The sequence below is a fragment of the Streptomyces sp. NPDC051173 genome (genome assembly GCF_040689515.1).
Lineage (GTDB): Bacteria > Actinomycetota > Actinomycetes > Streptomycetales > Streptomycetaceae > Streptomyces.
This window is the reverse complement of record NZ_JBFBBD010000002.1, coordinates 249,929-263,503: the sequence shown is the minus strand read 5'-3', so window position 1 is coordinate 263,503 and position 13,575 is coordinate 249,929. Positions and strand designations below refer to the sequence as shown.

The 13,575-nt window shown below is 73.9% G+C and carries 12 protein-coding genes; 6 read left to right on the top strand and 6 right to left on the bottom strand.

From position 1 onward, the window contains the following. Nucleotides 1–26: 26 nt before the first annotated feature. The gene (locus tag AB0435_RS02645) at nt 27–1,328 is read left to right on the top strand and encodes a cytochrome P450 (protein ID WP_366002212.1); all 1,302 of its coding nucleotides are present in this window, start codon (nt 27–29) and stop codon (nt 1,326–1,328) included. Here AB0435_RS02645 and AB0435_RS02640 read toward each other — a convergent pair. From AB0435_RS02640 to AB0435_RS02625, 4 genes are all read right to left on the bottom strand, one after another. Further along, complete coding sequence (locus AB0435_RS02640; RefSeq protein ID WP_366002213.1) at nt 1,306–2,061, bottom strand: hypothetical protein; 756 nt, start codon at nt 2,059–2,061, stop codon at nt 1,306–1,308. The two genes, AB0435_RS02645 and AB0435_RS02640, sit on opposite strands and share 23 nt — an antisense overlap. 78 nt (nt 2,062–2,139) lie before the next feature. Continuing rightward, nucleotides 2,140–2,892 carry a hypothetical protein gene (locus AB0435_RS02635; RefSeq protein WP_366002214.1) on the bottom strand — a complete coding sequence of 251 codons (753 nt, stop codon included), beginning with the start codon at nt 2,890–2,892 and terminating at the stop codon, nt 2,140–2,142. A 197-nt stretch (nt 2,893–3,089) separates the two neighbouring features. Then, entirely contained in the window at nt 3,090–3,854 is a 765-nt protein-coding gene (locus AB0435_RS02630) for a crotonase/enoyl-CoA hydratase family protein (protein ID WP_366426018.1), read from the bottom strand. Then, nucleotides 3,851–5,497 (bottom strand): acyl-CoA dehydrogenase family protein, encoded by a 1,647-nt coding sequence (locus tag AB0435_RS02625; protein WP_366002216.1) that lies wholly within the window; start codon nt 5,495–5,497, stop codon nt 3,851–3,853. The genes AB0435_RS02630 and AB0435_RS02625 overlap by 4 nt, the downstream gene beginning before the upstream one ends. 90 nt (nt 5,498–5,587) lie before the next feature. Between AB0435_RS02625 and AB0435_RS02620 the strand changes: the two genes are divergently transcribed. From AB0435_RS02620 to AB0435_RS02600, 5 genes are all read left to right on the top strand, one after another. Further along, complete coding sequence (locus tag AB0435_RS02620; RefSeq protein WP_366002217.1) at nt 5,588–6,328, top strand: PaaX family transcriptional regulator C-terminal domain-containing protein; 741 nt, start codon at nt 5,588–5,590, stop codon at nt 6,326–6,328. A 42-nt stretch (nt 6,329–6,370) separates the two neighbouring features. After that, nucleotides 6,371–7,459, top strand: coding sequence for a glycosyl hydrolase family 18 protein (locus tag AB0435_RS02615; protein WP_366002218.1), 1,089 nt, complete (start codon nt 6,371–6,373; stop codon nt 7,457–7,459). 63 nt (nt 7,460–7,522) lie between these two features. Further along, complete coding sequence (locus AB0435_RS02610) at nt 7,523–8,221, top strand: response regulator transcription factor (RefSeq protein ID WP_366426017.1); 699 nt, start codon at nt 7,523–7,525, stop codon at nt 8,219–8,221. A gap of 29 nt (nt 8,222–8,250) precedes the next feature. Beyond that, the gene (locus AB0435_RS02605; protein ID WP_366426044.1) at nt 8,251–9,717 is read left to right on the top strand and encodes an ATP-binding protein; all 1,467 of its coding nucleotides are present in this window, start codon (nt 8,251–8,253) and stop codon (nt 9,715–9,717) included. After that, nucleotides 9,714–10,280 carry a hypothetical protein gene (locus AB0435_RS02600; protein ID WP_366002220.1) on the top strand — a complete coding sequence of 189 codons (567 nt, stop codon included), beginning with the start codon at nt 9,714–9,716 and terminating at the stop codon, nt 10,278–10,280. Before AB0435_RS02605 ends, AB0435_RS02600 begins: the two co-directional genes overlap by 4 nt. 6 nt (nt 10,281–10,286) lie before the next feature. Here AB0435_RS02600 and AB0435_RS02595 read toward each other — a convergent pair whose 3' ends face one another. Both AB0435_RS02595 and AB0435_RS02590 read right to left on the bottom strand, forming a co-directional pair. Then, nucleotides 10,287–11,039: a polysaccharide deacetylase family protein gene (locus tag AB0435_RS02595; protein WP_366426016.1), complete on the bottom strand. Its 753-nt coding sequence runs from the start codon at nt 11,037–11,039 to the stop codon at nt 10,287–10,289. A 177-nt stretch (nt 11,040–11,216) separates the two neighbouring features. Then, nucleotides 11,217–13,475 (bottom strand): heavy metal translocating P-type ATPase, encoded by a 2,259-nt coding sequence (locus AB0435_RS02590; protein WP_366426015.1) that lies wholly within the window; start codon nt 13,473–13,475, stop codon nt 11,217–11,219. Nucleotides 13,476–13,575: the final 100 nt, after the last annotated feature.

Sequence of the window (13,575 nt, the reverse complement as noted above, 5' to 3'; positions counted from 1 at the left end):
GCCAGAGGAGGGCGTACGGTCCCGAGGTGACCGCACCCGAGGTGACCTCCGACGTCTTCCTCCCCGGCACCTACGCCCGCGGAGTGCCGTACGCCCGCTTCCGCGAGTTACGGGCGAGCGCCCCCGTCAGCCGGATCGGGGAACCGGCCGTGGGCCCCTGGCCGGAGGGCCCCGGCTACTGGGCGGTCTTCCGGCACGCCGACGTCAAGACGGTGCTGCGCACCCCGGAGGTCTACTCCTCGCACCTCGGCGCGACCCAGCTGCGCGACCCCGCCACCGCGGAGGAGCTCGCGTTCGTCCGGGCCATGATGCTCAACCAGGACCGGCCCGGCCACGCCCGGCTGCGCCGCATCGTCGCCTCGGCGTTCACCCCGCGGGCCGTCCGGGAGCTGGAGTCCGTCATCGAGGCCCGCGCGGAGGCGCTCGTGGACGGCGTCGCCGGGCGGGGCGCGGCGGACTTCGTGGAGCTCACCGCAGACCTGCCCGTGCGGATGCTCGCCCATCTCATGGGGGTGCCGGATGAGGACCGGCTGCTGCTGTACGACTGGTCGAACCGCGTCATCGGCTATCAGGACGCCGACCACGCGGAGTCCAGCACCGCCGACCCCGGGGCGCTGAGCCCGATGGGCCGCGCGGCCCTCGCCCACCGCCCGCCGACGTACCGGCGGCCCGACGGCAGCATGATCGGTCCGCGGTCGCGCGAGGGGCTCGCCGACATGTTCGCCTACGCCCACGCGCTGGCCGACGAGGTCCGCCCCGGCAGCGTGCTGGCCCGCATGTGCGGGGGCGGCCTGACCCGCGACGAGTTCGAGACGATGTTCTTCCTCTTCGTGGTGGCCGGGAACGAGACGCTGCGCAACGCCATCCCCGGTGGGCTGCTCACCCTCCTCGGCCACCCCGAGCAGTACGAGCTCTTCCGGACCGAACCCGCCACGACGGACACGGCGGTGGAGGAGGTGCTCCGCTACTGGCCGCCCGTCATCGACTTCCGGCGCACCGCCGCCCGCGACACCGAACTGGCCGGGGTGCGCATCCGGCGCGGCGAGAAGGTCGTCGTCTACCACGCCTCCGCCAACCGCGACGAGAGCGTCTTCCCCGACCCCGACCGCTTCGACATCACCCGCACGCCCAACGACCACGTCAGCTTCGGCTACGGGCCGCACTTCTGCCTGGGCGCCCACCTGGCGCGCACCCAACTGCGGGCCATGCTGCGGGCGGCCGTCGACCGGCTGCCCGGCCTGGAGCTCGCGGGCGAACCGGTGCGGCTGACGTCCAACCTCCAGAACGGGCTCAAGCGACTGCCCGTCAGGTGGCGAACATGTTCGTGAACGGGCCGACGGCGTCCGACACCTCGTGGCCGAAAGGTGTGTTGAAGTCCCAGATCAGGAAGAGCAGGAAGGCGATCATCGCGCTGTAGACACCCGCGAGCAGCAACTCGCGCGGGGAGCGCCGGATCTGGAGGGTGAAGATCAGTCCGACGGCGACCACGGCGCCCCCGATCAGCCCGAACCACACCACGCCCGGCATGGTGTCGTCCGCGTTCTGGGACCGCGCGGAACGCGCGGCGTCCGCGGCCCCCACCTGGTCCAGCAGCGGCTGGTACGACTGCGCCTCATGGTCGTCGCGCGGCACGTACGACGTGACGTCCTCGCGTACTTTGGACAGCAACTGCTCGCTGCGGTCGGTGAGCTCACCCCGCTTGAGCATCACCGGCCACTCCTTGTGCACCACGTAGCTCACATAGGCGTTGACGTCCTCACGGGTGCGGTCCCGGACCGCGGGCGCGTACGCCTGGACCCGCTCGCTGACCTCGTGCAGTGCCTGCGCCTCCGCGCGGACCCCGTCCTGCGCGGCGTTGCGCGCCTCCCAGACGCCGGCGATGGCCAGGCCGAGCACGATGGCGTACACGACCCCGATCATCATCGTCATGTACTCGATCACGTCGGGTGTCTCGGAGGGGTCGTCGTGCTCGCTCAGCCTGCGTTCCCTGAGCACGGTGATCGTCAGGACGACCGCGCACGCGGCGGCCATCGCGAGGGTCAGGACCAGCCACTCGGCCAAGGGGAACCTCCGGGAAGGGCGGGAGAGACAAGGGGGGAAGACAAGGGGGAGCAGGGTGGAGACGGCGTACCGGGCGGGTCAGCCTTGCCCGCCGCCGCCACTGCCACCGCGCGGGCGCAGCATGGCCGCGGCGAGCACGGCCGGGGCGGTGAGCACCAGCATGAGCACGACCGGCGAGGAGCCGCCCGGGGCAGGCTTTCCGGCCGCCTGGTGGTAGGCGCGGGGCGCGATGTGGGCCGCGGCGACCACAGGAGACGGGTTCGGGGGCGGGGGAGCGGACGGGGCCGGGGGTGGCGGCGTCGGTGCCGCGCGTTTCACCGCTACGCGCACGGGGGCCGGGGCGGGCGGCGGGGGAGGAGTGGACCGGGGCGGTGGGGGAGCCGGGGCGCGGGGCGCGGGCCGGGGACCGGCAGGCCGTGCGGGCGGCCGCGGCGCTTCCGGGCATTCGGCGCTGATCACCGCCGAACTCTCCGCGCCGTGCGAGAGGACCGTCAGACAGCCCCGCCCCCGGATGACCACCGAAGTGCCCTCGTCGCCCCCGCCGCCCGAGACCCGGACCTGCCGGTGGCGTCCGTCGTCGATGACGACCGACGGCGAGAGGCCGCCCGGCCCGTCGTCCGTCACGCGGACCGAGGGCGGGCGGCCACCGTCACGCTCACGCTCCGGCGCCGCGGCGCGCGTGGTGCCGGGGACGGCGGTCGCGTGGGACGGGCGCGGCCCGCCCGCCGCCGGCCCGGGGTCACCGTCCGGTGCCGGCGCGCCCGCCGCTGTCGCCAGCACGGCCGCGAAGGTCACCATGCCCGTACGCCCTGCCCGTACCCATCCACTCACGAAGCAGATCCTGGCGGTCGCGCGCGCCTTGAAGCCAATCCCCCGGCGTAATCCCTTCGATGGGATGAAGAACTGTGTGCGTTGTGTGCAGAAACGTAACGTTCAACTCCGGTACGCGGAGGGGCGATCCGGGGCTGCCGCTCTCGGATGTCCCTCACATGCCCGCAGGTGTTCCGCGGGCGTCCCGCAAGTGACTCTCAGATGCGGGAGAAGTCCCCGTGCCGTCCCGCCCCCGCCGCGAAGCGGGCCGCTCCTTCGGCCGCCTCGGCCAAGGAGGCGCTCCCGTGGGCGAGTTCGGCCGCCAGGGCCGCCTCCTCGGGGAGGCCCTCCTGCTCCAGCAGGGAGGCGCGGTCGCCGCGCAGGCACGACTGCGGGAACCGGGCGATCTCGGCGGCCAGTTCCTCCGCCGCCGCGCGGGCCCCGCCGGGCGGTACGAGCCTGTTGGCGAGGCCCATGGCGTACGCCTCCGGAGCGGGCACGGGGCGGCCCGTGAGGATCAGGTCCATGGCCCGGCTCGCCCCGATCAGCCGCGGCAGCCGCACCGTGCCGCCGTCGACGAGCGGCACGCCCCAGCGGCGGCAGAACACCCCGAAGACCGCGTCCTCCTCCGCCACCCGCAGATCGCACCACAGCGCCAATTCCAGCCCGCCCGCGACCGCGTGACCGCTCACGGCCGCGACGACCGGCTTCGACAGGCGCAGCCGGGTCGGGCCCATCGGGCCGTCGCCGTCGGGCGCGACGCGGTTGCCCCGCTCCGTGCCGAAGGCCTTGAGGTCGGCGCCCGCGCAGAACGTACCGCCCTCGCCCCACAGCACCGCCACCCGCGCCGCGTCGTCGGCCTCGAACTCCCGGAAGGCGTCGGCCAGCAGGGCGGCCGTCGGGCCGTCCACGGCGTTGCGCGCGGCGGGCCGGGCGAGGACGACCGTCGTCACCGGGCCGGAGCGTTCCGTACGGACCGTCACAGCGCCTCCTTCGCCCGCGCGCGGTCCAGGATCGGGCCGAGGTCGGCGCCGGTGGGCAGGGTGCCGAACGCGTGGCCCCAGTCGCCGCCCAGCCGGGACGCGCAGAAGGCGTCGGCGACGGCCGGCGTGCCGTACCGCACGAGCAGGCTGCCCTGGAGCACGAGCGTGAGCTGCTCGGCGACGCGGCGCGCCAGCAGTTGGGCGCGGTGCGGGTCGGCGAGCGAGCCGAGGAGGCCGCGCAGGCGCCCCACGGCGGCGTCGAGCCGCGCGTCCGCCCCCGCCGCCGAGCCGACCTCCGCGAAGTAGGCTTCCAGGGCCGCCGGTTCCTTGGCCAGCGCGCGCAGCACGTCCAGCGCGCCCACGTTGCCGGAGCCCTCCCAGATGGACAGCAGCGGCGCCTCGCGGTAGAGCCGGGGCATCCCCGATTCCTCGACGTAGCCGTTGCCGCCCAGGCATTCGAGGGCCTCGGCGGCGTGCGCGCTGCCGCGCTTGCAGACCCAGAACTTCCCGGCGGCGAGCGCGAGCCTGCGCAGCGCGGCCTCCGCGGCGTCCCCCGCCTCGGAGGCGTCGAGCGCGGCCGCCAGCCGCATCGCCAGCACCGTGGCCGCCTCGGACTCCACGGCGAGGTCGGCCAGGACGTTGCGCATCAGCGGCTGGTCGATCAGCTCGGCCCCGAACGCCCGCCGGTGCGCCGTGTGGTGCAGCGCCTGCCGCAGCCCGGCCCGCATGCCGGCCGCCGAGCCGATGACGCAGTCGAGCCGCGTCATGTTGACCATCTCGACGATCGTGCGCACCCCGCGCCCGGGCTCGCCCACCGGCCAGGCCACGGCCCCCTCGTACTCGATCTCCGCCGAGGCGTTGGAGCGGTTGCCGAGCTTGTCCTTCAGCCGCTGGAGGCGCATGGCGTTGCGCGTGCCGTCGGGCAGCACCCGCGGCATGAGGAAGCAGGTGAGCCCCTCGGGCGCCTGAGCGAGCATCAGGAACACGTCGCTCATCGGCGCCGACGTGAACCACTTGTGGCCGGTGACCACATAGGAGCCGTCGCCCGCGGGCACCGCCGTCGTCGTGTTGGCCCGGACGTCCGAGCCGCCCTGCTTCTCCGTCATCGACATGCCCGCGATCAGCCCCCGCTTGCCCAGCGGGGGCCGGAGGCCGTAGTCGTACGTCCGCGAGGCGAGCAGGGGCTCGTAGGCGGCGGCGAGGTCCGGCTGGGCGCGCAGCGCCGGCACCGCGGCGTACGTCATGGAGACGGGACAGCCGTGCCCCGGCTCGGCCTGTGCCCAGACGTAGAACTTCGCGGCGCGCACCAGATGGGCCCCGGCGCGGGGCTCGGCCCAGGGCGCGGCGTGCTGCCCGCTCGCGACGGCCTCGGCCATCAGCTCGTGCCAGGCCGGGTGGAACTCCACCTCGTCCACCCGGTGGCCGTACCGGTCGTGCGTGCGCAGCACCGGCGGGTACGCCTCCGCGAGCCGCGCCCGCTCCTGGACCTCCTCCGATCCGGCGCGCGCTCCCAGCGTGCGCACCTCAGGCTCGCCCCAGCCGCCGCCGTCGCGGCGCAGAGCCTCCAGCAGCGCCGGGTCGTCGGCGGTGGTGAAGCCGGTCAGGGGCGGGGCCTGGTTGAACACGTCGTGGGTGGTGCTCACGGGGGACCTCCGGACGGACGGGTGCGCAGCTGTTCATTACAGTTTTATGATGCGTGATCCAGCACTGTAATGAACAGGGTTTCGACAACCATGGACGACACCGGCAACCGCCTGCCCCTCCGGCCGCTGACCGCGCGCTCGGTCGTGCTCTCCACCCTGCTCGGCCACCACCCGCCCGCGCTGCCCGCCCGCGCCCTCGTCCGCGCGGGCGCGCTCTTCGGCACCGCCGAGGGCACGGTCCGCACCGCCCTCACCCGCATGGTCGCCGCCGGTGACCTCGAACAGCGCGACGGCACCTACCGCCTCACCGACCGCCTCCTCGCCCGCCAGGCCCGGCAGGACGACAGCCGGGCCCCGCGCACCCGGGCCTGGGGCGGCGGCTGGGAGATCGCCGTCGTCACCACCGAGCGCCGGGCCCCCGCCGACCGCGCGGCCCTCCGCCAGGCGATGGCGGCCCTGCGCCTCGCCGAGCTCCGCGAGGGCTGCTGGCTCCGCCCCGCCAACCTCGTCCGCGACCGGCCCCCCGTCGTCGCCGAGCAGTGCGCGGTCCTCACCGGCGAACCCGAGGGCGACCCGGCGGACCTCGCGGCACAGCTCTGGGACCTGGACGGATGGGCGGCGCGTGCGGTCGCGCTGGAGGCGGCGCTCCGCCCCGGCGGCCTCGCCGAGCAGTTCACCGTCTCGGCGGCGGTCCTGCGCCACCTCCTGGCGGACCCGGTCCTGCCGGACGCGCTGCTGCCGCCGCACTGGCCGGGGGAGCGGCTCCGCAGGCACTACGAGGCGTTCGACCACGACTTCCGCGAGCTGCTGCTGAGGCATCTGGAGGTGTAGCCCCGGCTCGCGCCACCGGCCGCCCCGCACCACGCTGGTCACATGATCCGCACCCGCGCAGCGGTCCTGGTCGCGCTGGCCGCACTGAGCGCCGCCCCCGCGACCGCCCCCGCCGACGCCGCGCCGCCGCCGAAGCGGGACGTCTCCGCCTGGCTGCCCTACTGGGAGCCCGGCGCCTACCAGGACGCGCTCGCCCACGCGGAGCAACTGCACACCGTCAGCCCCTTCTGGTACGAGGCCACCGCCGCCGACCGGGTCACGGCGCACCCCGGCGCCGGCGACCGGTCCGTGATCGACGGGCTGCACCAGGCCGGGATCAAGGTCGTGCCCACCGTCACCGAGACCCTCGGCGCCGCCGCGATGGCGGACCTGACTGACGACGCCAAGGCCCGCGCCACACACGTCGAGACCCTGCTGCGCCTCGCCATCGACCTCCCGTACGACGGCCTCGACCTCGACTACGAGCAGATGAACGACAGCGCGAGCGCCCCCGGCCTCGTCGAGCGGGTGCGCACCGGCTTCAGCGCCTTGACCGACGAGGTCTGCGGCAGGCTGCACGCGCTGCGCAAGGAGTGCACGGCGGCCGTCTTCCCCCGCTCCGCCACTCCCGGCCACGACCTCGGCCCCGCCTACGACTACGCCCGGCTGGGCCGCTCCCTCGACCGGCTGCGGATCATGGGCTACAACCTCCACGACGCCCTCGCCCCGCCGGGCCCGCTCTCCACCCCCGACTGGTACGACGAGATCCTGCGCTACGCCACTGCCAGGCTCCCCGCGAAGAAGATCGAGATGGGCATCCCGGCCTACGGCTGGGACCACGCGGTGGGCGACCCCGGCCGGGCCACCCACCGCACCTGGCGGGAGGCCGACGAACTGCGCCGCAGGACCGGCGCGCCCTACGCCCTGGACCCCGTCGCGCACACCCCGCACTTCACCTACACCGAGGACGGAAGACAGCGCGAGGTCTGGTACCAGGACGCGCGCGGGACCGCCGACCACCTGCGTGTCCTGCGGAAGTACGGGGTCGAGGGGACGGCGCTGTGGGCGCTCGGCTTCGAGGACCCCGGCCTGTGGCCCGTCCTCGCGGGAGCCCTGCCCGCCGCCGCTCCGGCGAATATGAGCAGTCGGTGACAGTTCGGCCGCCCGAAGGGCCGAACGTCGCACTGATGTGCTGATGGGACGGATACTGGCCGCATGTCACGCGTGCTTCTGATCGAGGACGACCGAGCCGTACGGGAAGGTGTCACGCTCACCCTGCGCCGCCGCGGCCACGAGGTCGAGGGCGCGGCGACCGGCGAGGCCGGTATCGCCGCCATGGAGACCTTCCGGCCGGACCTCGTCCTGCTCGATCTGATGCTGCCCGACAAGAGCGGCTTCGAGGTGTGCCGCAGGATCCGCGCCACCCGGCAGATCCCGATCATCATGCTCACCGCGCGCGGCGACGACATCGACGTCGTCCTCGGCCTGGAGGCGGGCGCCGACGACTACATCGTCAAGCCCGCCCGCGGCGAGGTCCTCGAAGCCCGGATCCGGGCCGTGCTGCGCCGCGCCGCGCCCGGCGACGGCGGCCCCGACCCGGCGGTGGCCCAGCCGGTCGAGACGCACGGCGACCTCACCATCGACCGCGCCGGCCTGCTCGTGGCCAGGCACGGCCAGGACCTGCCGCTCGCCCCCTCCGAGATGAAGCTGCTGCTGTACCTCTCCTCGACTCCCGGCCGGGTCTTCAGCCGCCAGCAGCTCCTGGAGCACGTGTGGGAGCACAGCTACCACGGTGACGCGCGGCTGGTCGACGCCTGCGTGATGCGCCTGCGGACCAAGATCGAGGAGTCCACGAGGTCACCGCAGTACATCCAGACCGTGCGCGGTTTCGGCTACCGGTTCGGGCCCCTGTGACACGCCGGCTCCTCCCGCGCCCCGGCGGACTGCGCCGCCCGGAATTCCGCCGCCCGAAGCTGCGCGGCGCCGCGAGCGGGCTGCGCGCCCGCCTGGTCGTGGCGTTCCTGCTGGTCGCGGCCCTGAGCGCGCTCACCACGGCCGGGCTGACCTTCCGCTCGGCCCGCACCGCGATCCTCAAGCACACCCAGGACACCGCCATCGACTCCCTGCGCTCGCAGGTGAACTCGCAGGTGCCCGACTACACCTTCCCGCTGACCCCGCAGGCCCAGGCGGACCTCGGCCGCCGGCTCTCCGCGGCGGGCGGCGCGCAGCGCTGGATCATCCACCTCCGCTACCAGGGCGGGGCCATGGTGCCCGCGGCGGACACCAGCCGGACCATCCCGCAGGGGCTGCAGCAGAAGGTCCGCTCTGGCATCCCGGCCTTCCAGCGCATGGACACCGACGGCCCCTGGCTCGCCATCGGCCTGCCCGTCACCTTCAAGGACACCAGCCAGGACTCCGGCCTGGAGGTCTACGCCCAGATGCCGCTCCGCGAGGACGAGGCCAATGTGCAGGCCCTGGTCAAGGCCGCCCAGAGCGGCGCAGTGCCCGCCGTCGCGCTGGCCGCCGTGCCCGCCCTGATCGCCGCCCGCGGCGTGCTGCGGCCCGTACGCGAACTGCGCCGCGCCTCCCGGAAGATCGCCGCGGGCGAGCTCGACACCCGGCTGCGGGTGACCGGCCGCGACGAGCTCGCCGACCTCTCCCGGACCTTCAACGACATGGCCGAGGCCCTGGAGGAGAACGTCGCCGAGCTGCGCCGCATGGAGGCCAACTCGCGGCGCTTCGCCGCCGACGTCTCGCACGAGCTGCGCACCCCGCTGGCCGCCATGACCGCCGTCGTCGACGTCCTCGACGAGGACGCCGCCACGCTCGACCCCGACACCGCCTACGCCGTCCGGCTCATCAGCGAGGAGACGGGGAAGCTCGCCCGCATGGTCGAGGACCTCATGGAGATCTCCCGCTTCGACGCGGGCGCCGCCGCCCTCCACCTCGACGAGGTCGACGTCTCGGAGACCGTCCGCAAGACCCTCCAGGCACGCGGCTGGCAGGACAAGGTGGCCGCCGACCTGCCCGAGGGCGTACGGGCCAGGCTGGACCCGCGGCGCATCGACGTCGTGGTCGCCAACCTCGTCGGCAACGCGCTCAAGCACGGCGGGGAACCGGTCAGCGTCGCCGTCCGCGCCGAGGAACAGGCCACCGGCGACCGGCTGCTGATCGAGATCGCCGACCGGGGCCGGGGCATCGACCCCGACGTGCTGCCGCACGTCTTCGACCGGTTCTTCAAGGCCGACTCCGCCCGCGCCCGCTCCGAGGGCAGCGGCCTCGGCCTCGCCATCACCCTGGAGAACGTCCGCCTGCACGACGGAACGGTGCGGGCCGCCAACGCACCCGGAGGAGGAGCGGTGTTCACCGTGGAACTGCCCCTGCGCCACGGCGGGGGTGAGGAGGCGTGAGGATCCCCGCCGGGAAGCCGCGCGCGGCCGCCGCCGCGCTGCTGCTCACCACGCTCGCGGGCTGCGGTGTCACCACCACCGGCGCGATCGACGCGGGCCAGCCCGCCACGGGCGCGCGGAAGCAGGGCGTGACCAACACCTATGAGGTCAGGCTCTACTTCATGACGCCGACCGGCATGGCCTCCAGCAGCCGGGACGCCGGGGACACGGTCGGCCCGGAGGACGCGGTCGCCCTGCTCCTGAAGGGGACCAACCAGCCGGAGAGGGAACGCGGGATGTACTCCGACCTGCCGAAGATGAACGGCGAGGTCCACGTCACCACCGGCACCATGCGGGTGGGCGTCCAGCTGCCGTACAACGTGGTGAAGCTGTCCCTCGTCGCCCGCAGCCAGCTCGTGTGCACGGCGGCGAACGCCGAGGTGCCCCGGGGGCGGCCGATCCAGGACGTGAAGGTCGAGCTCAGCGGCGGCGGTTCCGTCATCTCGGACCTGGCCTGCGACAACAACAACGCCTTCCCCGCGGCCCAGGTACCCACCAAGGCCGCGGTGGTGCCCGCCCCCTGACAGCGGTCAGATCTTGGGGAAGCTGAAGGTGTAGCCCTCCTGCTTGAGCCAGGGCAGCAGCCGGGCGAGCGCCTCGACCGTCTGGGCGCGCGAGCCGCCGCCGTCGTGCATCAGCACCGTCGGGCCCTTGGCCAGCTCCCGCTCGGCGGTGGCCAGGATCTTGTCGACACCGGGGTGCTCGAAGTCCTTGGTGTCCACGTTCCAGCCGAGCGGGCGCATGCCGTTCTCGGCGGCGATCCGCCGGCTGTCGGGGGTGAACGCCCCGCCCGGAGCCCGGTAGTAGCGCACCGGCTCACCGCCCGACGCGTCCTCGATGAGCTTCTTCGCGTCCAGGATCTCCTTCTCCTGATACGCCACCGGCTTCTTGTCCATGGTGGTGTCGTGCGATATCGAGTGGTCGCACAGCCGGTGCCCCGCCGCCACGACCTTCTTCACCAGGTCCGGGTGCTTCTGGGCGTTCGGGCCGATCATGCAGAAGGTCGCCTTGGCGCCGTACTGCTCCAGCAGGGCCAGGACCTTGGGGGTCCAGGTGGGGTCCGGGCCGTCGTCGAAGGTGAGGTTGACGGTCTTCCCCGGGTCCTCCGAGATCCGTACGATCTCGTCGCTCACGCCCTTCGCGGGCGCGGGACGGTCCGACACCTTGGCGCTGTTCCCACCGCCCCCGCCGTGCTCGGCCGCCACGGCGATGGTTCCCGCGGCCACCGAGAGGACCGCCGCCGCGGCCGCGATCCGGATCGTGTGCTTCTTCTGCAGCGCCATGGCTTCTGCCCTCCCTGTCGGCGGTGATTGACACCAGCGAAGAGGGCCGGGGGCGGAAGGAGGGTGCGCCTGTTACCGATTCATCATGAACCGGGTACAGGGGGCTCATTTCCCGACCCCGGCGCATGACGGTACGTCAGGGGCCGTGCTGGTGCGGACGACCGGCCCGGCGAACGCCTACGCGGCGGAGAAACGCCGCAGCCGGAGGCTGTTGCCGACCACGAAGACCGAGGAGAAGGCCATCGCCGCTCCGGCGATCATGGGGTTGAGCAGGCCGGCCGCGGCCAGGGGCAGCGCGGCCACGTTGTAGCCGAAGGCCCAGAAGAGGTTGCCCTTGATGGTTCCGAGCGTCCTGCGGGCCAGCCGGATCGCGTCCGCCGCGACCCGCAGGTCGCCGCGGACGAGCGTGAGGTCGCCCGCCTCGATCGCCGCGTCGGTGCCGGTGCCCATCGCGAGCCCCAGGTCGGCCTGGGCCAGCGCGGCCGCGTCGTTGACCCCGTCACCGACCATCGCCACCGAACGGCCCTCGCCCTGCAGGCGCCTGACGACGGCGGCCTTGTCCTCCGGCATGACCTCGGCGATCACCTCGTCGATGCCGACCTCGGCGGCCACGGCCTCGGCCACGGCGCGGTTGTCGCCGGTCAGCAGGATCGGGGTCAGGCCCAGCGCGCGCAGCCGCCGGACGGCCTCCGCGCTCGTCCCCTTCACCGCGTCCGCGACCTCCAGCACCGCCCGCGCCTCGCCGTCCCAGGCCACCGCGACCGCGGTACGCCCCGCGGCCTCGGCCTCCTCCTTCGCCCGGGCCAGGCCCGGGGGCAGCGGCATCGACCACGCGTCGAGCAGCTTCTCCCGGCCGACGAGCACCGCGTGGCCGTCCACGACGCCCTGCACACCGAGACCGGGGGCGTTGGCGAAGTCCTCCGGCACGGGCAGCGCGCCCACCCGCTCGGCCGCGCCCGAGGCGATCGCCCGCGCGACGGGGTGCTCCGAGGCGTGCTCCAGCGCGCCCGCGAGCCGCAGCACCTCGGCCTCCGCCGTGCCCTCGGCGGTGTGCACCTTCAGCAGCGTCATCCGGCCCGTCGTGACCGTGCCCGTCTTGTCCAGCACGATCGTGTCGACCTTGCGCGTGGTCTCCAGCACCTCGGGCCCCTTGATGAGGATGCCGAGCTGCGCGCCCCGGCCCGTACCGACCATGAGCGCGGTCGGTGTCGCGAGCCCCAGGGCGCACGGGCAGGCGATGATCAGCACGGCGACCGCGGCGGTGAACGCGGCCGTCAGGCCCGCGCCGCTGATCAGCCAGAAGGCCGGCGTGCCGAGCGCGAGGGCGATGACCACGGGCACGAAGACCGCGGAGATCCGGTCGGCGAGCCGCTGCGCGGCCGCCTTGCCGTTCTGGGCGTCCGCCACCAGCCCGGCCATGCGGGCCAGTTGGGTGTCCGCGCCGACGCGGGTCGCCGCCACGACGAGCCGCCCGCCGGCGTTGAGCGTCGCGCCGGTGACCCCGTCGCCCACCCCCACCTCGACCGGGACGGACTCACCGGTGAGCATCGAGGCGTCCACGGCGGACGCGCCCTCGACGACGGTGCCGTCCGTGGCGATCTTCTCGCCGGGCCGGACGACGAAGTGGTCGCCGACCGCGAGGTCCTCGGTGCGGATCAGCTCCTCGCGGCCGTCGCGGAGCACGGTCACCTCCTTGGCGCCCAGCTCCAGCAGGGCCTTGAGCGCGGCTCCCGCCTTGCGCTTGGAGCGGGCCTCGAAGTAGCGCCCGGCCAGGATGAACGCCGTCACCCCGGCGGCCGCTTCGAGATAGATGTTCCCCGCGCCGTCGCCGCGCGCGATGGTCAGCTCGAAGGGGTGCGTCATGCCCGGCATGCCCGCGCTGCCGAAGAACAGCGCCCACAGCGACCACAGGAACGCGGCCGAGGTGCCCACGGAGATCAGGGTGTCCATGGTCGCCGCGCCGTGCCGGGCGTTGGTGAAGGCGGCGCGGTGGAAGGGCCAGGCCGCGTAGGTGACGACCGGGGCGGTCAGGGTCAGGGACAGCCACTGCCAGTACGTGAACTGCCAGGCCGGCACCATCGCCAGCACGACCACGGGCACGGCGAGGACCACGGCGGTGAGGAGCCGCTGCCGCAGCGTGCGCAGCTCGCCGCCCCCGTCGTCCGCCTCGTCCGCGCCGCCGCCGGGTCCGGGTGCCGGGCCGCTCTTCCGTACGGGCCGGGGCACGGCGGCGGTGTAGCCGGTGGCCTCCACCGTGGCGACGAGGTCGGCGACGGTGAGGTCTTCGCGGTAGGTGACCTTGGCCTTCTCTGTGGCGTAGTTGACGGTGGCCTCCACGCCGTCCATGCGGTTGAGCTTCTTCTCGACGCGCGCGGCGCACGAGGCGCAGGTCATCCCGCCGATGGTGAGTTCGACCTGGGTGGCCGTGGTGCTCATTGCCGACTCCTGAGGCTGAGGTGATACCCCCTGGGGGTATCTGACAGGGACAGGTATACCCCCAGGGTGTATGGCGGGGCAAGGGGTGGACGTGGGGTGG